The 22459-nt window shown below is 60.5% G+C and carries 20 protein-coding genes and 1 riboswitch; of the genes, 8 read left to right on the top strand and 12 right to left on the bottom strand.

All coding sequences use genetic code 11. The features are described 5' to 3' along the window. The first annotated feature begins 83 nt into the window (after nt 1-83). Nucleotides 84-578 (top strand): Lrp/AsnC family transcriptional regulator, encoded by a 495-nt coding sequence (locus tag CWI75_RS06435; protein WP_101520657.1) that lies wholly within the window; start codon nt 84-86, stop codon nt 576-578. Here CWI75_RS06435 and CWI75_RS06430 read toward each other — a convergent pair. The 8 genes from CWI75_RS06430 to CWI75_RS06395 form a co-directional block, all read right to left on the bottom strand. Beyond that, complete coding sequence (locus tag CWI75_RS06430; protein WP_101520656.1) at nt 556-1671, bottom strand: DUF1214 domain-containing protein; 1116 nt, start codon at nt 1669-1671, stop codon at nt 556-558. The genes CWI75_RS06435 and CWI75_RS06430 overlap by 23 nt on opposite strands. Continuing rightward, nucleotides 1668-2837 carry a sulfotransferase family protein gene (locus tag CWI75_RS06425; protein WP_162300009.1) on the bottom strand — a complete coding sequence of 390 codons (1170 nt, stop codon included), beginning with the start codon at nt 2835-2837 and terminating at the stop codon, nt 1668-1670. The genes CWI75_RS06430 and CWI75_RS06425 overlap by 4 nt, the downstream gene beginning before the upstream one ends. Nucleotides 2838-2981: 144 nt before the next feature. After that, complete coding sequence (locus CWI75_RS06420; protein WP_101520654.1) at nt 2982-4712, bottom strand: sodium:solute symporter family protein; 1731 nt, start codon at nt 4710-4712, stop codon at nt 2982-2984. Beyond that, nucleotides 4712-4978 carry a DUF4212 domain-containing protein gene (locus CWI75_RS06415; protein ID WP_101520653.1) on the bottom strand — a complete coding sequence of 89 codons (267 nt, stop codon included), beginning with the start codon at nt 4976-4978 and terminating at the stop codon, nt 4712-4714. The genes CWI75_RS06420 and CWI75_RS06415 overlap by 1 nt, the downstream gene beginning before the upstream one ends. A gap of 7 nt (nt 4979-4985) precedes the next feature. Further along, nucleotides 4986-6050, bottom strand: a complete 1065-nt coding sequence (locus tag CWI75_RS06410; protein WP_101520652.1) for a 3-deoxy-7-phosphoheptulonate synthase — start codon at nt 6048-6050, stop codon at nt 4986-4988. 43 nt (nt 6051-6093) lie between these two features. Beyond that, the gene (locus CWI75_RS06405) at nt 6094-6663 is read right to left on the bottom strand and encodes a nucleotidyltransferase family protein (RefSeq protein ID WP_101520651.1); all 570 of its coding nucleotides are present in this window, start codon (nt 6661-6663) and stop codon (nt 6094-6096) included. Next, nucleotides 6660-7622, bottom strand: coding sequence for an XdhC family protein (locus CWI75_RS06400; RefSeq protein WP_101520999.1), 963 nt, complete (start codon nt 7620-7622; stop codon nt 6660-6662). The genes CWI75_RS06405 and CWI75_RS06400 overlap by 4 nt, the downstream gene beginning before the upstream one ends. After that, nucleotides 7609-8145, bottom strand: a complete 537-nt coding sequence (locus CWI75_RS06395) for a DUF501 domain-containing protein (RefSeq protein WP_241521103.1) — start codon at nt 8143-8145, stop codon at nt 7609-7611. Before CWI75_RS06395 ends, CWI75_RS06400 begins: the two co-directional genes overlap by 14 nt. Before the next feature lie 118 nt (nt 8146-8263). Next, nucleotides 8264-8426, top strand: a riboswitch (cobalamin riboswitch). Between the two features lie 100 nt (nt 8427-8526). On the opposite strand from CWI75_RS06395, the gene CWI75_RS06390 reads away from it, so the two are divergent. From CWI75_RS06390 to CWI75_RS06370, 5 genes are read left to right on the top strand one after another with little or no spacing between them, the layout of a single operon-like run. Beyond that, the gene (locus CWI75_RS06390; protein ID WP_101520649.1) at nt 8527-10389 is read left to right on the top strand and encodes a TonB-dependent receptor plug domain-containing protein; all 1863 of its coding nucleotides are present in this window, start codon (nt 8527-8529) and stop codon (nt 10387-10389) included. 14 nt (nt 10390-10403) lie between these two features. Beyond that, nucleotides 10404-11021, top strand: a complete 618-nt coding sequence (gene cobO / locus CWI75_RS06385; protein ID WP_101520648.1) for a cob(I)yrinic acid a,c-diamide adenosyltransferase — start codon at nt 10404-10406, stop codon at nt 11019-11021. Then, nucleotides 11014-12048 (top strand): FecCD family ABC transporter permease, encoded by a 1035-nt coding sequence (locus CWI75_RS06380; RefSeq protein ID WP_101520998.1) that lies wholly within the window; start codon nt 11014-11016, stop codon nt 12046-12048. Before cobO ends, CWI75_RS06380 begins: the two co-directional genes overlap by 8 nt. Continuing rightward, the gene (locus tag CWI75_RS06375) at nt 12045-12824 is read left to right on the top strand and encodes a heme ABC transporter ATP-binding protein (RefSeq protein ID WP_101520647.1); all 780 of its coding nucleotides are present in this window, start codon (nt 12045-12047) and stop codon (nt 12822-12824) included. The genes CWI75_RS06380 and CWI75_RS06375 overlap by 4 nt, the downstream gene beginning before the upstream one ends. Next, nucleotides 12821-13696, top strand: a complete 876-nt coding sequence (locus tag CWI75_RS06370; RefSeq protein WP_241521102.1) for a cobalamin-binding protein — start codon at nt 12821-12823, stop codon at nt 13694-13696. Before CWI75_RS06375 ends, CWI75_RS06370 begins: the two co-directional genes overlap by 4 nt. A gap of 12 nt (nt 13697-13708) precedes the next feature. On the opposite strand, the gene CWI75_RS06365 is transcribed toward CWI75_RS06370, so the two are convergent. After that, entirely contained in the window at nt 13709-14398 is a 690-nt protein-coding gene (locus CWI75_RS06365) for a YIP1 family protein (RefSeq protein ID WP_101520645.1), read from the bottom strand. Nucleotides 14399-14486: 88 nt separating this feature from the next. Here CWI75_RS06365 and CWI75_RS06360 point away from each other — a divergent pair, with 88 nt between their 5' ends. Then, nucleotides 14487-15707 (top strand): gluzincin family metallopeptidase, encoded by a 1221-nt coding sequence (locus CWI75_RS06360; protein ID WP_101520644.1) that lies wholly within the window; start codon nt 14487-14489, stop codon nt 15705-15707. 145 nt (nt 15708-15852) lie between these two features. Beyond that, on the top strand, nt 15853-18198 hold the full coding sequence (locus CWI75_RS06355) for a TonB-dependent receptor (protein WP_101520643.1): 2346 nt from the start codon (nt 15853-15855) through the stop codon (nt 18196-18198). Between the two features lie 68 nt (nt 18199-18266). Here CWI75_RS06355 and sstT read toward each other — a convergent pair whose 3' ends face one another. The 3 genes from sstT to CWI75_RS06340 all read right to left on the bottom strand — a co-directional run bounded on the left by sstT (nt 18267) and on the right by CWI75_RS06340 (nt 22347). Then, nucleotides 18267-19487, bottom strand: a complete 1221-nt coding sequence (gene sstT, locus CWI75_RS06350; protein WP_101520642.1) for a serine/threonine transporter SstT — start codon at nt 19485-19487, stop codon at nt 18267-18269. A 140-nt stretch (nt 19488-19627) separates the two neighbouring features. Then, a complete protein-coding gene (locus tag CWI75_RS06345) occupies nt 19628-21877 on the bottom strand; it encodes a xanthine dehydrogenase family protein molybdopterin-binding subunit (protein WP_101520641.1) in 2250 nt (749 codons plus the stop codon). Continuing rightward, nucleotides 21874-22347 carry a (2Fe-2S)-binding protein gene (locus CWI75_RS06340; RefSeq protein WP_101520640.1) on the bottom strand — a complete coding sequence of 158 codons (474 nt, stop codon included), beginning with the start codon at nt 22345-22347 and terminating at the stop codon, nt 21874-21876. The genes CWI75_RS06345 and CWI75_RS06340 overlap by 4 nt, the downstream gene beginning before the upstream one ends. Nucleotides 22348-22459 lie beyond the last annotated feature (112 nt).

Here is a 22459-nt window from a genome sequence, read left to right as displayed (position 1 = left end):
GAGATAACCGGTATAATTCGAAGAACCTATACATATATCTCTTAAAAAAGAAAGATTCTTCAACATTCCGGATCAAAAAAATTATGGATCGCACGGATATCAGGATACTGCAGACGCTGCAGCAGCAGGGCCGGGTCAGCAATCAGCGGCTGGCGGAAATCGCCGACATTTCACCTGCCGCCTGTTGGCGGCGCATGAAAGCCCTGGAGGACAGCGGCGTTATCGAGGGTTATACGGCGATACTGAACAGGGCCCGGGTCAACCTGAACCTGTGTGCCTTTATCCACATCACCCTGGCGCGCCATGTACGCGAGAGCACCGCCGAGTTCGAAGCCGCGGTCATGCAAAGATCCGAGGTCATGGAGTGCTTTGTGACCACCGGCGAGGCGGATTTTATCCTCAGGGTCGTCACCACCAATATTGAGAGCTTTGACGCCTTTGTGGAGGGCTTCCTGTTCACCCTGCCACAGATTTCCCAGATCAAATCCAATATCGCCCTGCGTGAAATCAAGCTGACAACGGCACTGCCCATCGCGCAGGACTCTCCGCCTGCCCTCAGGCCAGAGCCAGCTCGCTGAATTTCACCACTCTGGCATTGACCGGCGGGTGCTCGCTCGCCCCTATCCAGCGCCAGCACAGGGTGCCACGGCGGTGGCCCGCGGTTTCCACCCAGTTGGCCTGGGGCGGTTGCTGGTGTGAGACCACGATCACCACGCTGCCATCGGGCTCGTAATGGGCACTGTGTTTGTTGTAATGAATGGTGTGGTAACGATAGTCCAGGGACTCCATCCACCAGTTCTGCAGCACAAAATTCCAGGTCTGGCAGTCGGGCACCTCGGGCGCGTGGATCAGCAACGCCTCGTCCTCTGCCAGCTCCCAGCTGCTGTGGAAATAGTAGATGTTGGGGTCACCGCCGATTGCCTGGCAATAGGCCTGGTCCGCGGGTGCGACCTGGTTCACGGTGGGCAGGAAGCTCTCGGCCCAGCCTTCAAACAGGCCGGTGGTATTGCGCATGAACTGCACGGCCCCCAGGAGACCACGGTCCAGCTTTTCAGCACTGAGCGGCGCCGGTCTCTCGTGTTCGGCGCCGATGCGCTCAATGCGGATTTCAGCACGGGTTTCACTACGTCGGTCCTGGAAGGTCTGGCGCACGTTCAGCGAATTGGTCTCGGGTCCCATGGGCAGCCAGTTACCGGGCTGCCGGTTTTGGCTGACAATGATTTCGAGGGTGCCATCCGGATTGATGTCCATATCCCGGGAGTCGAGCCAGCCGTCGGTTTTCATCCCGCCACCGCTACTGTAGCGGTTGATCACCGTCCCAAAACCGAGATAGTCGACCGTGCCCCGGGTACCGGTGATCCGGTAATCGTGATTGGGGTCGATACTGGCGCTCTGGTAGTGGTTGTCGGGGTTGTCGGCGCCGAGCTTGATGGTTTCATGGGCCGGGCAGCGCAGCTCTGGAAACAGTGGGTCACCCGACTCCAGAAAACTCTCCAGCCCGGCACGCAGCATCCGGGACAGGTAACGATAGCCCTCGGTGCGACTGAATACATCCTGCGGTGCCTGTTCCGCATCCAGCAGCTGGCCGGCCTCTTTCAGCGCGTCGCAAAAATCCGCCCAGACACTGCCGTCCAGGACACGAGCTTCCGCCGCTTTCACATTATCGTTCACTGTGTAATCTCCTCGTCCATTGCCAGGCCGTAGCGCCGGGCATAATCACCAAACAGGGTCTCGACCTCGCCGCGGTCGATACTGTAATCCTCGAGCCGGTACTGATGCTGTCCGTGCTGTGCACGCGGGTGCGCGGCCAGCCACTGCCGCATGGCCGCGCGCGTACTGTCGGTGAGGACCAGGCCGCGCAGGCTGTAAATCTGTTCAATAACGGGCCAGGGATCGCTCAGCAGGTCATCGTGGGTAAGATCGATGAATTGGCCGGGATGCGCGGGCTCAAGTGCCGCGCGATCGGCCTCGAATGTTCGGGTATAGGCGTCGAGCATGGTCATCCAGTCACGACCGATTTCAGCACGGTCAATAATGTCACTACTGCTGCGCCGCAACAGCTCATTGAAACTGCAGCCGGAGGCCACAAACGCCATGGGCGCGCGATGGGTCTGCAGGATGATGGCGTCCGGGTAGACCCGCAGGATTTCGCGCAGGCCAAGCTGGTGGAAGGGTGCTTTCAGTACCCAGTTACCCGGGTGCTGTGACTGCAACAGCTGTAACTGGCGGCGATGATATTCGTAACTGTCCGACCGACACAGGTTGGCGTACAGCCAGTTGGCGTAGGAAGGAATGTGGAACATAGCCGGGTATTCCACCGACATGAAATTGCGATTGAGCAACATATAGCATTCGTCCGGCTCCTCGGCATCAATCAGGTGGGTACGCTTGAAACCCGGCAGGAAGGTTTCGGTCAGTGCAACACTTTCAGCCTGGGCCGCGATACGAGGATCCGTGTAATAAGTAGCAGACATCGGCGGTGGCACCGGGTTCTGGGCCTCCCACAAGCGCAGGGTCCGGTTGAGCGGGTCCTGGTTCAGCAAATGATGCAGGGCCGTGGTGCCCGTGCGCGGCAAGCCCACAATGAATACCGGCCGCCGGATCACTTCGTCCGCCACCTGCGGATGCTCCCCCAGATAGTGCTCAATTTGCAGACGCTTACCCAGGCCGGCAACGATGGTCATCTCCGCCCGCATCCGGCCGAAGTCATTGAGTCGCGCCTCGGTATGCAGGGCATCGAGCAAGCGTTCAAGGGCTTCGTAGAACGCAGGGGCACCAAAATCGTCCAGGCCTGTTTCCGCTATCGCCTGCTGCCGCAGACTTTCTATTTCCAGCACATTGATTCCTTTATTATAAGTGCCCGCGTCCGTTGACAGTCCCGCTGGCGTTGGCACTACTGTACGAATCATTGTGCCCCGGGCACACCCTTCCGAAGTGGCTAGCCGGGATTGGTATAAGAAACAATACTCTCCCTTGGTGCCCTAGTGAGTGCCCGCCGCCGGTGCCCCCGTAGGCACGCGGATGCTTTCCACCAGGTCGCGCACCTGGGCGGGCGGTGGCGCAGTGATACGGGACACGGCAAAGGCAACGGTGAAGTTCACCACTGCACCCACTACGCCGAACGCGTTGGGCTCAATGCCAAAGAACCAGTTGGCGGGCATGTCACCCAGAAAGCTGGTGGAGGAGACGAACATGACACCCTGGTGCTGGAAGACATAGCACAGGGTGACACTGATACCCGCAAGCATGCCGGCGATGGCGCCCTCGCGGGTGACCCGGGTTGAAAAAATACCCATCATCAGTGCCGGGAAAATTGACGAGGCAGCCAGCCCGAAGGCCAGCGCCACGGTACCGGCGGCAAACCCGGGCGGATTGAAACCAAGATAACCGGCACCGGCAATTGCCGCCGCCATGGCCAGGCGGCTGGCCAGCAACTCCTGTTTCTCGCTGATAGCCGGGGCAATCATGCCCTTGAGAATATCGTGGGAGATCGCCGAGGCAATGGCCAGCAGCAGGCCCGCTGCGGTAGACAGCGCGGCGGCGAGTCCCCCGGCGGCGACCAGTGCGATTACCCAGTTTGGCAGCCCGGCGATTTCCGGGTTGGCCAGTACCATGATGTCATTGTCGATGGTGACCATTTCATTGGTGGCGGGGTCGGCACCGTACTGCACCAGGCCGTCCTCGTTATGGTCTTCAAAACCCAGTAACCCGGTAACCTCCCAGTTTTTAAACCACTGCGGCCGCTGTTCATACGCCATAGGTTCGCCGGGGACAGGCTCGATGGTCTGCATGAAATTGAGCCGCGCCATACCCGCCACCGCAGGGGCCGTGGTGTAGAGAATGGCGATGAACAGCAGCGCCCACCCTGCGGAGGAGCGGGCATCGCGCACCCTGGGCACGGTAAAGAAGCGGATGATCACATGGGGCAGCCCGGCGGTGCCGAGCATCAGGGACAGGGTAAAGGCGAACATGTTGAGGGTACTGAGGCGGACATCGGTGGTGTACTCGCGAAAACCCAGGTCGGTGACGATCTGGTCCAGCTTGTCGAGCAGCAGGGTGTCGGAACCCGCCAGGGTACTGCCCAGGCCCAGTTGCGGTATGGGATTATTGGTCAGGTTCAGGCTAATGAAAATCGCGGGAATGGTATAGGCAAATATCAACACGCAATACTGGGCGATCTGGGTATAGGTAATCCCCTTCATGCCACCCAGTACCGCGTAGAAAAACACGATGCACATGCCCACCAGCAAACCGGTACTGTAATCCACTTCCAGGAAGCGGGAGAACGCCACCCCTATTCCCTTCATCTGGCCGATCACGTAGGTCACCGAGCAGATGATCAGGCACAACACCGCCACCGCGCGGGCACCTTTGGAATAGAACCGGTCGCCGATAAATTCCGGCACGGTGAATTTGCCGTACTTGCGCAGGTAGGGCGCCAGCAGCATCGCCAGGATAACAAAACCACCGGTCCAGCCCATCAGGAATACGGAGCCGCCATAGCCCATGAAGGCAATCATGCCGGCCATGGAAATAAACGAGGCCGCCGACATCCAGTCCGCCGCCGTCGCCATGCCGTTGGCGATGGGGTGAATACCCGCGCCGGCTACATAAAATTCGCGGGTGGAACCGGCCCGGGACCATAGGGCGATCGCGATGTAAAGTGCAAACGTGGCACCGACCACAAGATAGGTGAGCGTTTGCAGCGGCATCAGTCTTCTTCTATCCCGAACTCACGGTCCAGCGCCGCCATTTTACGAGTGTAGTAAAAAACGATCACCACAAAGGTATAGATTGATCCCTGCTGGGCAAACCAGAACCCCAGCTTATAGCCCCCGATGCGAAACTGGTTGAGTTCGTCCACCAACAGGATACCGCAACCAAAACTGACCACGAACCAGACCACCAGCAGCTTCGCCATCAGCCACAGGTTGCGGCGCCAGTACTGGTGGGCCCGCTCCGGGCTCAGTTGCGCCACCCCGGTGTCAGGCCTGGGCCTGGCGCCGGACGCGCACCGCCGCCGCGAGCTCGCCCAGCATCTCCACGGTATCATCCCAGCCGATGCAGGGATCGGTGATACTCTGGCCGTAAGTCAATGACTGTCCGGCTACCACATCCTGCCGTCCCGCCACCAGGTTACTCTCCACCATGACACCACAAATACTGCGACTGCCGCGACCCACCTGGGTGGCGATGTCCCGAAGCACATCAATTTGCCGGGCCGGAATCTTGCGACTGTTGGCGTGGCTCGCATCTATCATGATCCGCGCCGGCAGCCCGGCCTTGACCAGCATGGCGCTGGCGTCATCCACCGAGAACATATCGTAGTTGGGATGTTTGCCACCGCGCAGGATAATATGGCAGTCCTCATTGCCGCGGGTCTGGAAGATCGCGGAGTGTCCCTGCTTGGTCACCGACAGGAAATGGTGGGGCTGGGAGGCCGACTTGATGGCATCGATGGCGACCTGGATATCACCGTCGGTCGCGTTCTTGAACCCCACCGGGCAGGACAGGCCGGAGGACAATTCCCGATGAGTCTGGCTCTCCGTAGTGCGGGCACCAATGGCACCCCAGGAAATGAGGTCGGCGTAATACTGGGGGCTGATCAAATCCAGGTATTCAGTGCCCGCGGGCAGCCCCATATCAGCCAGGTCGGAGAGCAGCTTCCGGGCAAGGTGCAGGCCCTTGTTGATCTGGAATGTGTTGTTGAGATCCGGGTCGTTAATCAATCCTTTCCAGCCAACGGTGGTGCGGGGCTTTTCAAAATAGACTCGCATCACCACCAGGATATCGTCGGCAATACTATCGGCGAGGGTCTTCAACTGCCGGGCATAATCCCGTGCCGCCGCGGGATCGTGGATGGAACAGGGGCCCACCACGGCGACCAGGCGGTCGTCTTCGCCCGCAAGGATGCGGTGAATGCCGTGACGCGCCGTGGCTACGGTGCCGGCGGCGCTGTCGCTCACTGCGATGTCGCTGATCAACTGCTCGGGCGCAACCAGCTCGATAGTGCGCTGGATACGTAAATCATCGGTGTTGGTGCTGCTCATTACACTCTCTTTACATTCTCTGGGGTCGGCTTACAAAGGTCGCCTAATATAGCACCAGATCAGAGGGCCGGTCGATGTCCAGCAAAATACCCGGGTCTGTAACAGCGATTTCGCGACACTTCCCCGGGTTCGCCTGTATCAGCGCCCGCGCACCCCGGTCGCCGGACAGATTCGCCAGGGCGCCGAACCAGGCCCTGCTGAAGGCCACGGGATGCCCCGCCCGCCCCCGCCAGACAGGCACCACTATCGCGCCCTCCACCAGTTCGGTGGCAACCTGGCAAAAGGTTTCCGGCTGGATAGCCGGCATGTCCGCCAGGGCGATCAGTACCCCGCGCCAGCAAGCCGGTAACAGCGGTATGGCATCGGCGATGGTATGGCCCATACCGAGCACCGAATCGGGACAGGGAAGCACAGACACCGCCTGCGCCTCCAGCAGTTGCCGCGCCGCCCCATCATCGGGACGCAGGCATACCCGCAGAGGCAGGCCGCTGCGCTGCACATTGGCCACCACAGTGGCCAACAGGGTCTCGCCGGCTGGCAGGCGCGCCAGCCGTTTGTCGCTGCCATAGCGCGCACTACGGCCCGCCGCCAGCAGCAGTACACCCACTGTCACGAGCGGCCGCGCTCCCGCCGCAACTGCACCAGTTGCGCCATGATCGACACGGCGATCTCCAGTGGCGTCTTGCTGCCAATATCGAGCCCTACCGGGGCGTGCAAAGCAGCGATTTCGGTTTCACTCAGGCCAAGCTGGCGCAGGCGTTCGAGCCGCTTCGCCGTGGTCCGGGCGGACCCGAGGGCGCCGACATACCAGGCCTGGGTGGTTAATGCCTCCATCAATGCCATATCGTCAATTCGCGGATCGTGAGTGAGCGTGATCACAATACTGTGCCGGTCACTGGCATGTGCGCGCACTGCATCGTCGGGCATACCGGCAATAAGCGGCAGCTGCGGACCCTGCCACTGTTCGCGAAGCGCCTGTCGGGGGTCGGTCACCAGAACTTCGTAATCCATCGCCAGGGCCAGTTCAGCAAGCGACTGGCTTAGCTGGCCGGCACCGACCAGGAGCAGGCGCATGCGCGGACCGAAACTCTGGGCCAGTTCAGCGCCGGTGAAAACCAGTGGACTATAGTGTGTTTCATCATCATACCGGGTGCCCCCCCCATCCACGGCAACCACCCGGCGCAGGCAGCGACGCTCACCAATGGCAGAGACCGCGGCCTCCAGCCAGGGTAGGTCGCGCTCGGGCTGCAGTGGCTGTACCAATACCTGCAGGCGGCCACCACAGGGCAGCCCGAGGCGCTCGTTTTGCTCGGCACTGACCCCATATTCAATAATTTCCGCAACGGCTGTGGCAGGCGCATTGTGCTGCAGCCGGGCAAGCAAATCTTCCTCTATGCAGCCGCCCGACAATGAACCCACCTGGGTGCCGCGGCCGTTGCACGCCAGCATTGAGCCGGGAGGACGCGGCGAAGACCCGTGTGCCGCGACAATAGTACACAGCCACACCGGGACATCGCCCGCCGCCAGCCAGCTGCGGGCCTGGCCCAGAATCTGCTGTTCAGGAATCTGCATGGACAGGCAACCGGCCATCATCTGTTGCGGCGGCGGCGGCGCTCCAGTACTCGTCCAGCATCCGGCCGATGGTGTTGGGCACCACCAGGTGTGCGGCATACCAGGTATGCAGGCAGCGGATGCGACTGAAATCGGCAATGCCACCGATGCCGCGCCCGGCCAGCACCGAAGCAAAACCGGCCGCCTCCAGGCTGTTGCGCAAAGCACTGGAGATGTAGCTGTCGCGCAGGCTGATGTGGGCCTCGTGATCGTTGCACATTGCTACCTGCAGAGTGGGCTGCGCGTTTACCCGGCCCTGGAACACCTTGATCAAACCGCGAGCTTCTTCCTGGTCAATGCGGTAGTTGAGTACCGGGTCCACCAGCCAGAACAACGTTGGAAAAGGTTTGCCGTCCACCTGGGAACATACCCGGATAACCCGGGGTTCCCCGGCATCGTCCAGCACCGGGATAGCTTCCAGGCCCCGCGGGTCACGTCCCAGCAGGGCAGCTACGCGTTCGCGCTGCTCGTTTGTTACTGTCATTGTGGAATTCCTGTCGATCTTTGCCATACCCCTATTCTACGCCATAGACGCGGGTTCGTAAGCCGACAGCGACGCTTTGACAAAAGCGGGACAATTGACACCATCATGACAAGCCACTACAGTGCGCCGCGTACCAGGTGCCTGCCGCCGGTGTCACTCGACACGGCTGGGCAGGTTAAATGGGAAGTGTGGTGAGGCCCCGTGCCGATGCCACCGCTGCCCCCGCAACGGTCAACAGCTCTCGCTGTGAGCCCGATACCTGCCTGGCACGAGCAACGATGGAGCGGAGGGCTTCATTGAAGGTTGCCTGATGCCTATCCTGCATTGCGTTCCCTGGACCCCTCCCTCAATCGCCACCCTTTTTGGCCATTGAGGTACCACATGAAAACAACACCAATCGCACTCGGCGCCCTGGCGCTGCTTACCACGCTGCCAGCCTATGCCGGTAGCCAAACGCCCACACCCCTGGAAGAAATCGTTATCAGTTCGTCGCGGATACCCATGCCGCTGCGAGAGGTCGGCACCTCGATCTCGGTAGTGGAACTTGCCGATATCCGCGCCCTGGGCTTTAACTCCCTGCAGGACGTACTGCGCACGCAGCCCGGCGTCGCAGTCACCAATACCGGTGGCAGCGGCAAGGTGTCCTCCCTGCGCATTCGCGGGGAAGAAGGCTACCGCACCCTGCTGCTGATCGATGGTATTGACGTGTCCGATACCACCGCGCCGCAACACGGCCCCCGCTTCGAACAACTGCTCAGTGCCGGGGTGCAACGGGTGGAAATCCTGCGCGGCCCCCAGGGCATGATGTACGGTGCCGACGCCGGCGGCGTGGTCAATATCAGTACCCGGGCACCACAAGCCGGAGTACAGGGTGACATCAGCGCCGAAGCGGGCCGCTATGGTAGCCGCCAGCTCAGCGCCAACATTGCCGCGGGTAATGATCAGGTCGACGGCAGTCTGGCACTCACCGATTTCAGCACCGACGGCTATAACGCCCGCACCACGGATACCAACCCCGCCGATAAAGACGGCTACGACAATACCACCGTGCACGGTCGTGCGGGCTGGAACATTAATGAACAATTACGGCTGGAACTGGTTGCCCGTGATGCCGAGGGCAACAGTCAGTACGACGGCTGCTTCACAAGCGATACCTTTGCCCCCAGCAATCTCTGCAGTGACAATTACCAGCAGCAGGCCTGGCGCGGCGCCATGAGCTGGCAGGGCGAGCAACTGCAACAGGAGCTGGCCTTCAGTAGAAGTGAGACCGAGCGCCAGCTGTTTACCGAGGGCCGCCCGGGCTTCGGTACCGAGGGTGAACTGTCGCGCTTGAGTTATATCGGCAGTTTCGCGCCGAGTGACAGCCTGCAACTGGTTTACGGCGCAGACCTTGAGCGGGCAACACTGGACGATGGCAGCTTCGATACCGAACGCGACCAGAAGGGGTACTACCTGGAATACCAGGGTAGCGTGGGCGAGCAGCTGTATTTCACCGCCGGTGCCCGCCACGATGATAACGATGACTTCGGACGCCATAACACCTGGCGTGTGAGCGGTGCCTGGATTGTGCCCATGGGTGCCGATGAGCTGAAGTTCCGCGGCAGCTGGGGCACCGGCTTCCGCGCCCCGAGCCTGTATGAAATTGCCTATAACAACAGCTTTTTTGCCAGCGCGCCCGCCGCCGACACCAATCTGCGGGAAGAGCGCAGTGAGGGCTACGACCTGGGTGTGGCGTTTTACGGCAGTAACGGGCTGCAGCTGGAAGCCGTGTACTTTGCACAAAGCGTGGAAAACGAGATCTTCTTTGACCTGCAGGCCTTCTCGGGCTACCTGCAGGGCGACGGGGACAGCGACTCTTCGGGCGTGGAACTGATAGCGCAGCTACCCCTGCCGCGACAACTCAGCCTGCAGGGTAACTACACCTACAATGACACCGACACCGCAGCCGGCACTTACCGCGTATACCGGCCGCGCCACCTGGCCAATATCGGCTTGCAGTGGCAGCATAGCAGCGGCCAGCTGTCACTGGGGCTCAACGCCCGCATGTCCCGGGACGCACGCTCCCCGGATGGCAGTCCGGTGGACAACTACGAGGTCGTCGATATGAATATCCGCTACGCGTTGCTGCCTGAACTGGAGTTATACGGCCGCGTTGAAAACCTGCTCAACAGCAATTATGAAGAAATCCCCACTTACCAGACCAGTGCCCGCGCCGCCTATGCCGGTTTGCGCTATGCATTTTAGGAGCGAAACCAGCCATGACCGACAATACTGACGATCGCAAAAACAGCCGCCACAAAAAGGCGATGGAAAAACAAAAGGCCAGTGTGGACGCGAGTATTAATGCAGCAGATATTGAGCGCGGCGTCGCCATCCTTCTCACCGGTAATGGCAAGGGCAAGTCCAGTTCCGCCTTCGGTATGGTGATGCGGGCACTGGGTTACGGCTACAAGGTGGGCGTTATCCAGTTCATCAAGGGCGAGCAACTGTCCGGGGAAGAGATCTATCTCCGGGAACAGTGCCCGCAGGTAGAGTTCTACCAGATGGGCACCGGTTTTACCTGGGATACCCAGGATCGCAGCGGCGATATTGCCGCGGCACAGCGAACCTGGGAACGGGCCAGTGCGATGCTGGCTGACCCCACCTATCACCTGGTCGTTCTCGACGAACTAACCTACATGCTGGCCTTTGACTACCTGCCGGAGGACGCTGTTCTGGCGGCGTTGGCAGGGCGGCCGGAAGAGCAGAGCGTGGTCGTTACCGGCCGTGGCGGCGGTACGGCCCTGCAGGAGATCATGGATACGGTGTCCGAAGTACGTGATATCAAGCACGCCTATAACGCGGGCATCAAGGCGCGCCGCGGCGTTGATTACTAGCGTATCCAAGCGCCGGCAGCGCGCGGGCCGGCTGATCCGGCTGCTGGCCGCCCTGTTACCGATTGTGGTTCTGGTCGGCCTGGGCAGTGGTGCTGTCAGCCTGGGTCCGATTCAGGTCTTGCAGGCGCTATGGGGTGACGGTGAAAATCAGGCAATCATGATCGTGCAGCAAATCCGTCTGCCGCGGGTTTTGCTGGCCGCGATCATGGGGGCCACCCTGGCCATGAGTGGTGCGGCCATGCAGGGCCTGTTTCGCAACCCACTCGCAGACCCTTCGCTGATAGGCGTTACCGCCGGCGCTTCTCTTGGGGCCTCGCTGATCATCGTTATGGGCGGTGGCCTGCTGCAGGGATTTACCGGCCTCACCCTGATCTCCATCGGCGCGTTTGCAGGCGGCATGCTGGCCGTGCTGGTGGTCTATCGGCTCGCCAATTCCGGTAACGGCACCTCGGTAGCGACCATGCTTTTGGCGGGGATCGCCATCACCGCCCTGGCCGGCGCCGTCGGCAGCCTGCTCGAGTTTTTCGCGGACAATGAACACCTGCGCCGCATCAGCCTGTGGAAGATGGGCGGCCTGGATAGTGCAAGCATGCCGAGACTGTGGCTGGCCGTTACCGTCAGCGGCGCGGTCCTGGTTGCCCTGCCCCGCTACGCAGCCGCGCTCAACACACTGTTACTGGGTGAGTCCGAGGCCCGCTACCTGGGCATCGATGTCGACCGCACCAAACTGGCCCTGATCGGCTGGGTCGCGGTGGGAGTGGGAACTTCGGTGGCGCTGGTCGGCACCATCGCCTTCGTCGGCCTGGTAATACCTCACCTGATACGCTTGACGATAGGCCCCGATCACCGCTATCTGCTGCCCGCTTCCGCCCTGGCGGGAGCCATTCTGCTGGTGGTGGCCGATACCCTGTCGCGGGTCGTGCTGGCTCCCACAGAGTTACCGGTGGGCATCATAACGGCCCTGATCGGGGTGCCGTTTTTTGTCTCCCTGCTGCGCCAGCGACACCACTACGGAATGCAGACATGACGCTGCTGAGGGTGGACGCGGCCAGTGCCATGCCCTGGGGCGTGCCGGTGCTGCAGGATATTAGCCTGGCACTGGACGCAGGCGAAATAACCGCGTTGATCGGTCCCAATGGCGCCGGCAAATCCAGCCTGCTGCGACTGATTGCCGGTGACTTCGCACTCAGCCAGGGCAGTATCAACTTCGACGGGCAGCCTCTTGCGGACTGGTCGCGAGCGCAGCTGGCCACGCGCCTTGCCTTTCTGCCCCAGCTGTCACTGCTAAACTTTCCCTATACCGTTGAGGAAGTGGTTTTGCTGGGACGTACCCCCCACGCCACCGGCGCCAGGGTAGATCGCGAGATTGCCCTGCAGGCGTTGGCCGCCACTGACACCGTGACCCTGCGCGATCGGCTTTATACCCAGCTATCAGGCGGCGAGCGCCAGCGGGTGCAGCTCGCCCGGGTGTTTGCCCAGATCTGGGAGCAGCACAGCCACGGCGGGCAGCTGCTGTTACTGGACGAACCCACGGCGGCCCTGGACCTGGCCCATCAGCAGCAGGTGGCTGCGGCCATAGCGGCCATCGCCGGGCGGGGCTGCGCCGTGTTGCTGGTGGTGCACGATGTTAACCTGGCGGCGGCTGTTGCCCGACGTTTGGTAGTGCTGGACCACGGCCGCCAGGTGACAACCGGATCACCCGCGGAGGTACTGACACCCACCCTGTTTCGTGAATTGTTCCACGCCGAAGTGCTGGTACAGGAACATCCCCATGGCGGTCGTCCCCTGGTGATCGGACTGTGACTATAAGAGTATGGGTGCTGCTGTTACTGCAACTATGGCCTGCAAGCGCTGCGCTTGCCGAGCCGGTAGTGGTCAGGGACTTTCTCGGGCGCAGCGTACAACTGGAGGCGCCCGCCCGGCGTATTGTGGCGCTGGCGCCGCATATTGTGGAAAACCTGTTCAGCGCCGGGGCCGGCAACCGCCTGGTCGGCGTGGTGAGCTACAGCAACTTTCCCGAGGCCGCCCGCGGCCTGCCTCTGGTCGGTTCCTACAATGCCTTCAGCCTGGAGCAGATAATCGCCGCACAGCCGGACCTGATCCTCATGTGGGGCTCCGGCAACGGTGCCGGTGCACTGCAAAAACTGGAGCGGCTGGGGATTCCGGTTTTTGTCAGCGAGTTGCGACAGCTGGCGGACATTCCCGCCAGTATCCGCAAGCTGGGAATACTGGCGGGGACTACCGCCCGGAGTGAACCGGAAGCGCGACGCCTGGAGCGTGAGTTCGGCAGACTCGCCGCCCGCTTCCAGGACAAACGACCACTCTCCGTGTTTTACCAGATCTGGCACGAACCATTGCAAACGGTCAACGGTGAGCATCTGATCAGCCAGGTAATCGGTCTCTGTGGCGGTAGCAATATCTTCGCCGATGCGCCTACCCTGGCACCGAGAATCAACCTGGAATCAGTGCTGGCTCGCAACCCGGACGTTATCGTCGCCGGCGGCATGAGTGCCGCGGCCCCGGCATGGCTGGGTGACTGGCACCGTTATCCAACCCTCGGTGCGGTCATTGGCAACGGCCTGGTGGCAATCAACCCGGACCACATGCAACGTCCCACTGCACGAATCCTGGAGGGTGCCCAGGACCTGTGCGCGCGGCTGGACAGCCTCCGCTGACCACCGAGCGGGCTATTCCTTCCCGGTATCGCTTTCCTTGTTGGCCTCTTCCAGCCCCTTGAAAAACTCGCCCATTTTCCGCCCCGCTTCCTCAGGTGACATGTCTTCAATGCCGTCGAACTGACGCCCGGCCTGATCCATGCGAGCCTCCATCTGCCGGGCAGCACGTTCACTCGCGACATTCGACAGAATCAGCAGTACGGCCAGGATACCAAACACAATCTGCGCGACACTGCGCTTGCGTCCGTGCACCCACACACTGGCTTCGATCATCAGGAATGCGCCCCAGCTGATCATGATGATATTGCCGACGTAGGGAATGATGGCCACCAGGGCAACCACAGGATAAATGGCAGTGGCGGAGGACTGGCAGCGGTAGGCGGTTTCGTAGTTCTCACCGGACCCCATCAGTTTCCAGATCACGAACAGGATGGCCGCACCGATAAAGGAACCGATTACCGCAAAAATGGGCATCAATATAAGTGCACCCAGGCCCGCAGCGAGCATACCCGCGGCGGAGCCGAAGAACGACAATACAGCGGTGATCAGCCCTGTTAACGCTCCCATTACCGCCACAAAAATCACCGGATTGGCATAGCCACCGGTTTTGGGCATGGTCTGGAAATAGCCCCGCGGATCCGTTATGACCGCCTTCGCCTGCGCGATCACCTGCTGAATATCAAATGTGGTTTGTTCGCTCATGATCTACCCCCATTATGAGTTCTTATACTCAGGATAGCATCAACACTGGTATCCTGAGGTCCTGTTCATGATCACACGGATTCACCCCATGCGAACACCCCTGCCGGCGATACTTGTGCTGTTACTCTCACTGCTGCCCGCTCCGCTGCGTGCGGACGAGTATCAGTTGCGCTACCTGGCCACGGTAGAGCCCGACACGGGCATGGCCAACGTTGAAGTACGCCTGCGGGGAGAGCGCCTGCCAAGCAAGCTGGTCCTGCAACTGGATCCGGAGCGGCATCTTGGGCCCCATAGCGAAACCGGACTGACCCTGGAGGGCGACAAGGCCATATGGAGCCCCGAAGGCCCCAATGCCAGTCTGCACTACCAGTTCGTCATCAACGAACAGAAGGCCAGCGGCCGTTACGATTCCCTGATCACCGGGGACTGGGCGATCCTGCGCAGCGACAAACTGATACCGCCGATCGCCACCACGGTCGCCGCCGACCTGGAGGCAGTAGCAAGCCTGGAATTCACCCTGCCGCAAACCTGGTCCTCCGCCGCTCCTTACCCGGATATTGCCGGCGCTGCGCATCACTACCGGATCATTGATCCCGGCAGGCGCCTGCCCAGGCCAAAGGGCTGGCTGATTCTGGGCGATATCAGCAGCCGCCAGGACAGCATTGCCGGGGTTAGTGTCCGCGTCGCCGCACCCGCCGGCCCGGGTAATCGCCTGCAGGATACCCTCGCCTTCCTGGCCTGGACCCTGCCCGAGGTGAAATCCATATTCCCCGATTTTCCGGAGCGACTGTTAGTAGTCACTGCGGGTGACCCGATGTGGCGTGGCGGGCTGTCCGGTACCCGCTCGCTGTTCATGCATGCCGAGCGTCCACTGATCAGTGGCAACCGTACCAGCAGCCTGATCCACGAGCTGATACACGTGGCCTCCGGCATCAGCGGCGGCAAAAATGCGGACTGGATTGTGGAGGGGCTGGCGGAATACTACGCCTCCAATATTCTCTGGCGCAGCGGCGCCGTCAGCGACCACCGCTACCGCGAGGCACTGGCCTGGAAAAAAGGCTGGGCGCGTGAAGCAGAAACCCTCTTCGTCAGCCGCTCCTCCGGCCCGGTAACGGCCCGCGCCGCTATTGTCATGCAGCGGCTTGATGCCGCCCTGGGAAAAGCCACGGCAGGTAAGGCCGGCATTGACGACATCGCCCGCCAGCTGGCCACCAAGGGTGGCAAGGTCTCACTGGACCAGCTCAGGTGCATCGTCCACACGCTGGCCGGCACCGACGTTGACCTGGATGCCATTATCGCCGGGACTTGAGTGCTTTTGGAATATTCCGGAGAACCAGAAACATTCGACATTATCAATGCTAATTTTTCACGTCCTGGGGCGCATTAAACAGGAGCGCATCAGGCACCTGGAATGTTAAATTTCACCACTCAAAAAATAAGCAGGGGATTTCATCATGGGTAACGCTCCGTTTCATAAAAAATTTGCGGCTTCACTGGTCTGCATGGCACTTGCCGGCGGCAGTTTGAACGCCGCTGCACAGATGCTTGAGGAGATCATTGTTACCGCACAAAAGCGGGAACAAAGTCTCCAGGATGTACCTATCGCGGTGACCGCTTTCAGCAACGAGATGCTGCAGAAAACCGGCGTTCGCGACATGTTCGAACTGGCCAATAACGACCCCGCCCTGATTGTTGGCAAAACCCAGACCTCGACCACTTCCAGCTTCAGTATCCGCGGTGTATTCACCAGCGGCCAGAACTTCGGCCTGGAGTCTTCGGTGGGCCTGTACGTGGACGGTGTTTACCGGGCGCGACAGAGCTCCATGATCAACAATCTGGTGGATATCGCCTCCATTGAGGTTCTAAGGGGTCCCCAGGGCACCCTGTTCGGCCGCAACACGCCCTCCGGCGCCGTGTCCATGAACAGCGTCAAACCTGACCACGAGGGTACCGGGTTCCTGGAGGCAAGCGGCGGTGACCTGAACCTGCTCTCCCTGCAGGGCGCCAAATCCTTCAGCGCCATTGATAACGAGCTGGCCTTCCGGGCTACCGGTTTTTACCAGGAGCGCGACGGTTATATCGATGTCATCGACATTGGCGAAGACCTGGTGGATGACCGGGATCGCTGGGGCGTGCGCCTCCAGGCCCTCTACACGCCCACCGATGATCTCTCCGTACACGTGATTGTGGACCATTCGGAAGTGGACGAAACCTGCTGCGCGGCGGGTAGCTACAAGAACAACCTGGTGGCCCAGGGGCTGCCTGCCGATGCGAATGAAAAACGCGGCTCTGACCAGAGGGTACTGGATCTGGGGGGCACCGTTATCGACCAGGACCGGTTTTTTGACGGCATCGTGGGTGCCAGCTTCCTGCCGGAATCCAGCAACGAGGACCGCGGCATCTCGGTGCAGCTCGACTGGCAGGCAGAAGCCTTTTTGGTCACCAGCATCAGCGCCTACCGCACCTTTGACTCCTTCGACAAGATCGACGCCGACTTTCACAACATCGACGCATTGATCCGCACCAATTACGCGAGCCAGGAACAGTTCTCCCAGGAGCTCAGGCTGAGCAATGAAAGCGACCGGCTCGCCTGGGTTGCCGGCGTGTATTATTTTGAACAGGAACTGGATTCCACCGTCGATACCATTGTCGGCGCCGATACCGGTGTACTTGTGGGCCTGCCTCCTGTCCTGGCGGTTTCAGCCTTCCCTGCGGGTACCGGATCGCGTAACGTCGCGGCCCAGGATCACAGCACCTATGCCCTGTACGGCCAGTTTGACTACAACCTGAGCGACGCGCTGGTATTGACGGCCGGCCTGCGCTGGACCCAGGAAGACAAGGACATGACCAATGTCTTCACAGAGGATGCCTCCGCTGTGCCGGGGGCTATTGGCACCCCGGGCTGGGGCTTCTGGCTGTTCCCGCCGCTGGCACCGCGCGCCGATGTTGACGAAACCATTGATGACGACCGGATTACCGGCACCGTCAAACTCAGCTGGTTCCTTAATGACGATGTCATGGTCTATGGATCCTATGGCACCGGCTACAAGGCGGGTGGCATCAACACCGACCGGATCGATACGATCCTGCCGGTGGCCTTTGATGCCGAAACCTCGGACTCCTTTGAACTGGGCCTGAAGGCGGAGTTCCCGGAACAGGCCCTGCGGGTCAACCTGGCGCTGCACGCCACCGATACCGACGACCTGCAGACGGTGTCCTTCCAGGGCACCGGCTTTGCGCTGCAAAATGCCGGGGTGGCCGAAACACGGGGTGGCGAGGTCGACGTCACCTGGCAACCCGCCGAGGGCCTCACCCTGACCCTGGCCTATGCCTACAACGACGGCGAGTACGCGGATTTCGAAGCCGGCGACTGCTGGATCAGCACACCCTGGCACACCAACCAGCCCGACCCACAGGCCAACGGTGACGGCTCCTGTGATCGTAGCGGCGGACTGTTGTCGGGCAATCCGGAAAACGTAGTGGTCACCTCTGCCCGCAAGCACTTCGCCCTCAGCTCCGACATCAGCGGCTACCTGTTTGGCGAATACATTTACACCGGTGAGCGGATGACTGATGTTAACAACGACCCCGCCAAACTCGCAGACGCCTATGAGATCCTGAACCTGCGTGCGGGACTGATTTTTGAAAACATGGATGCGGAGCTCACGATCTGGGGCCGCAATGTGCTGGACGAGGATTACACCAACACTATCGCCGATGGCGTTGCCCAGGATGGGCGCCTGGTCGCGTATTTCAACGAACCTGCCACCTGGGGCATTACCCTGCGCAAAAACTTCTGAACCCGGTTCACCCGGTGTGGAGATTCATCTGGAGGGGCAGTTTACTGCCCCTTTTTTTGGGCCCGAAGTTATTCCCGAACCAACACTCTCGCCGGTTTTTCGGCCACCGCGAGCTGGTCAACCGCGTAGGTATACACCACGTCCGTACTGGAGTTTAGCGCGGTCTCCACCGAGTCCTGGATCACACTGATCACAAAGCCCACTGCCACTACCTGCATGGCGACATCCAGCGGTATACCAAACAGCGAGCATGCCAGCGGCACCAGCAGCAGGCTGCCGGATGGCACACCACTGGCTCCGCAGGCGGACAGCGCAGCAATCACGCACAGCAACAGAGCGGTAGCAAACGATACTTCAATGCCCAGGGTATTAACCGCGGCCAGTGTGAGTACGGTAATAGTAATTGCAGCGCCCGCCATATTTACCGTGGCGCCGATGGGTATTGTTACTGTGTAGAGTTCTTCACTAATGCCGATTTTCTTTGCCAGGTTCAGGTTTACCGGGATATTCGCAGCGGAGCTGCGGGTAAAAAACGCGGTGATACCGGACTCCTCAAGACACTTGAGAACCACCGGATAAGGATTGCGCTGCATCACCACAAATACGATCAGCGGGTTGACCAACAGTGCCATGATCAACATGCAGGCCACCAGCAGGGTCGCCAGGCTCGCGTAGCCGGCCAGCGCGCCAATACCAGTGTTGGCCACCGTGGCGCACACCAGGCCAAAAATCCCCACCGGCGCCAACCGTATCACGTAACCTACGATGTCAGTCACGCCAACAGCCAGGGTTTCCAGATTCTGCCTGAAGCTCTCGCTCGCTTTACGAAAACTCAGCCCCAGCAATATCGCCCAGGTAAGGCAACCGAGAAAGTTACCGGTAAGCAGCGCATTCACCGGGTTATCGATTAACTTGAACAGTACATCCTCAAGCACTGCGCTGACCGCCAGCGGTGGGCTGCCTTCTACCGCTGCTGTCAGCACAATGGTCTGCGGAAATACCTGGCTCATGAGCAGAGCCACCAGTGCAGCGCCCACTGTACCCACGAAATACAGCCCCAGGGTAATGACCGCCTTGCGGCCATCGCTGCCACTGTCGTGCCGGTTGGCAATGGCCGACATCACCAGCACCAGCACCAGCAGTGGTGCCACCGCCTTGAGCATACCGACAAACAGTGCTCCCAATACCCCAAGGGGCTGTGCCACGGCAGGCAACAGCAGGCCCAGCATCGCTCCAAGAACCACGCCCGCGACTATCTGCGGCACCAGGCCAATCTTTAATACGTTCATCTGTCACCCATTCCCCATGCCATTATCATGTTAAACCTGTGCACAGCCGGTCCCCTACCCGTCGGCCTTGCCGCCGGGCAGGATACGCTGATCAGGGTGAGGACATGGTACAGGTTTGGGGCAAAGGGCGCGCTGCCACTTTACACATCAAAGTGCTTGCCCAGTGGCAACTCGCGAATACGCTTCCCCGTCGCCGCAAATACCGCATTGGCAATACTGGGCGCAACCGGTGGCGTAGGCGGTTCGCCAACGCCCGATGGTGCGGCCGTGCTGGGGGTAATATGACTGCGGATGATGGCCGGGGTCTGGTCCATGCGGGCTATGGGATAATTGTGGAAATTGAATTGACCGGTCTTCCCCTCCGCGAAGGTGATTTCCCCATTCAGTGCCAGACTCATGCCAAAGATCATGCCGCCTTCCATCTGGGCATGTACCCGATCGGGGTTAACCACCCGACCCGCATCAATGACACCGTGTAACTCAAGCACTTTGAGCCGGCCGTCCTTGACTTCAACCTTGCTGGCTACCGCCACATCGCTTAAAAAACTGTGGGCGACTGAAAGCCCCCAACCCTGGCCAGAGGGTAGTATTTCACCCCAGGGAATACTGTCCACCAGTTTTCTCAACACACCCTTGGTTCGCGCGGTGTCGTAGGGAAAGTCGGCGAGAGAGCGGCCGTAGTTACTGTAGTCAAACCCTTCATCACTGAAGTCCAGCAAACGGTCCCTGCCGATCAGTTCGAGCCAGAACTCTGCGGGATCCTTACCCGCCGCATGCGCCAGCTCATCAACGAAACTGCCAACACCAAAGGCATAGGGAATGTTGTATACCGAACGCAGCCAGCCGATACGCACATGAGCGGGCGCCTCATGACTCTCCATACGCAGGTTGGGGGTGACAAAGGGCACGTTGGCAAAGCCCTGGGACAACCCACCGCTGCTCATCATCGTTACGCCGGGATCAAAGGTTGCGGGAATGGGAGGTGCGGCCTCGCGGGCGAGCCAGGCGGTTACCGTACCCTCGTGGTCCAGGCCCGCCTTGTAATACTGGGCACTGCAGGCATGGAAATAATCGTGGCGTATATCGTCCTCACGTGTCCAGAGCACCTGTACCGGCTTGCCCACATGCGCCGCCAGCCGGGCTGCTTCAATAGAAAAATCGGGCTTGGATTTGCGACCGAAAGCACCACCGAGCAATGTCACATGAACAGTCACGTTTTCTATTTCGAGCTTGAGTGCCCTGGCTACTTCGCGCTGGGTCGCCTGCGGGCCCTGGGTGGGCGCCCAGACCTCGCAGCGGTCACCCTCTACTCTCGCCGTTGCCACCGGTGGCTCCATGGAAGCATGGGCCAGATAAGGGGTACGGTAGCTCGCCTCCACCACGGTCTCGGCCTCGGCCAACGCGGCATCGACCTCACCCCGTTCCCGCCGCACTTTACCCGGGCCGCCTTTCACCCGCCCGGCCAGTTCATCCAGATAGTCGCTGGAGTTATGTTCACTGTGAGCACTCTCGCTCCAGTTGATGCTGAGTTTTTCACGCCCGCGCTGGGCGCTGAAGGTATTGGTGGCAATCACCGCCACGCCTTCAATGGGATTGAAGCCGGGGGGGCCGGGTTCGGCTTTCAGCTCCACCACATCCAGTACACCCTTGACCTTCTTTGCCTCGGCCGCGTCGTAAGAGGCGATCTTGCCCTGCAACCAGGGGCTGCGTTCAATACTGGCGTAGAGCATATCGGGCAGGTGCACGTCGGTACCATAGACGGCTTTGCCCAGGGTAATGTCTTCCAGGTCCACAATGGGTATGCTGCTGCCGATATAGCGAAAATCATCCGCTGATTTCAGTACCGCGCTTTCCGGTTCGGGCGTCTCGAGCCGGGCCGCCCGCTGTGCCAGCTCGCCAAAGCCCAGGTGTCGATTGCTGTTGAGATGATGCACCGCATGATTCCGGGCGACACACTCGCTGATTTCCACATCCCAGGTGTCGGCGGCAGCCTGTTCCAGCATGTGTTTTGCCACCGCGCCCATCTGTCGCATCACCGTGTAGAAATCGCGTACCGAGCGTGAGCCATCGGTATTCTGGCTACCGTACTCGGTATTGGCCAGTGCCTGGATCACCTTCACCCGGTGCCAGTCGGCCTCCATTTCATCGGCCACCACCTGGGGCAGGCCGGTGCGAATACCGGTTCCCATCTCCGAGCGATGGGCAATGATTTCCACCGTACCGTCGGGGGTGACGGACACAAAAATATTCAGTTCTTTACCCGCAGGTCGATCCAGTATGCCCGCCAGGCTGCCGCCGGCGGGCAGTATGCCACCCAGGACCAAACCACTCGCGGAAATACCCGTCAATTGCAGAAACCGGCGACGGGACAGCTTGCTGACAATATTCATTGCTCATCCTCCGGGGCCGCGGCAGCATTCGCGAAGGTACTTTTTATGGCGGCACGAATACGCGGGTACGTTCCACAGCGGCACAGGTTGCCCGCCATCATGTTGTTTATTTCGGTATCCGACGGCGCTGCATTAGCGGCCAGCAGAGCGCTGGCGGACATGATCTGGCCGGGCTGGCAGTAACCGCACTGGGGAACATTATGTTCACGCCAGGCCACTTGCAGCGGGTGGGAGCCGTCTTCAGACAGGCCCTCAATGGTAGTGATTTCGCCCTCGGCTGCCCCTTCCAGGGTGAGCTGGCAGCTGCGCACGGCCTCTCCGTCAAGGTGTACCGTGCAGCTGCCACACACCCCCATGCCACACGCATATTTGGTGCCGCGCAAACCCAGCATGTCACGCAGGGCCCATAACAGCGGCATATCGGGTTCGGCATCCAGTTCCACCGTTTTACCATTGATGGTCAACTTCATAACCACACTCCTTTTTGCGACCCGGCCATAAGCTTATACCGTCAAGCGCCAAGGGCAAGTTTCCTGATTGTACTGTAGTATAGCCCTGAGCCGGACTTTGTCCGCCGGGCGA

The organism is Kineobactrum sediminis, from assembly GCF_002868715.1.
GTDB lineage: Bacteria > Pseudomonadota > Gammaproteobacteria > Pseudomonadales > Halieaceae > Kineobactrum > Kineobactrum sediminis.
The sequence above is the reverse complement of the archived record's forward strand: the minus strand, read 5'-3'. Positions and strand labels throughout refer to the sequence as shown.

What these genes read in the sequence shown, in the direction of transcription:
- CWI75_RS06360 (WP_101520644.1), top strand. Translation starts at nt 14,487, where the DNA reads ATGCGAACACCCCTGCCGGCGATACTTGTGCTGTTACTCTCACTGCTG.
- CWI75_RS06395 (WP_241521103.1), bottom strand. Translation starts at nt 8,145, where the DNA reads ATGACAGTAACAAACGAGCAGCGCGAACGCGTAGCTGCCCTGCTGGGA.
- sstT (WP_101520642.1), bottom strand. Translation starts at nt 19,487, where the DNA reads ATGAACGTATTAAAGATTGGCCTGGTGCCGCAGATAGTCGCGGGCGTG.
- cobO (WP_101520648.1), top strand. Translation starts at nt 10,404, where the DNA reads ATGACCGACAATACTGACGATCGCAAAAACAGCCGCCACAAAAAGGCG.
- CWI75_RS06390 (WP_101520649.1), top strand. Translation starts at nt 8,527, where the DNA reads ATGAAAACAACACCAATCGCACTCGGCGCCCTGGCGCTGCTTACCACG.
- CWI75_RS06410 (WP_101520652.1), bottom strand. Translation starts at nt 6,050, where the DNA reads ATGAGCAGCACCAACACCGATGATTTACGTATCCAGCGCACTATCGAG.
- CWI75_RS06400 (WP_101520999.1), bottom strand. Translation starts at nt 7,622, where the DNA reads ATGCAGATTCCTGAACAGCAGATTCTGGGCCAGGCCCGCAGCTGGCTG.
- CWI75_RS06365 (WP_101520645.1), bottom strand. Translation starts at nt 14,398, where the DNA reads ATGAGCGAACAAACCACATTTGATATTCAGCAGGTGATCGCGCAGGCG.
- CWI75_RS06345 (WP_101520641.1), bottom strand. Translation starts at nt 21,877, where the DNA reads ATGAATATTGTCAGCAAGCTGTCCCGTCGCCGGTTTCTGCAATTGACG.
- CWI75_RS06340 (WP_101520640.1), bottom strand. Translation starts at nt 22,347, where the DNA reads ATGAAGTTGACCATCAATGGTAAAACGGTGGAACTGGATGCCGAACCC.
- CWI75_RS06435 (WP_101520657.1), top strand. Translation starts at nt 84, where the DNA reads ATGGATCGCACGGATATCAGGATACTGCAGACGCTGCAGCAGCAGGGC.
- CWI75_RS06375 (WP_101520647.1), top strand. Translation starts at nt 12,045, where the DNA reads ATGACGCTGCTGAGGGTGGACGCGGCCAGTGCCATGCCCTGGGGCGTG.
- CWI75_RS06420 (WP_101520654.1), bottom strand. Translation starts at nt 4,712, where the DNA reads ATGCCGCTGCAAACGCTCACCTATCTTGTGGTCGGTGCCACGTTTGCA.
- CWI75_RS06355 (WP_101520643.1), top strand. Translation starts at nt 15,853, where the DNA reads ATGGGTAACGCTCCGTTTCATAAAAAATTTGCGGCTTCACTGGTCTGC.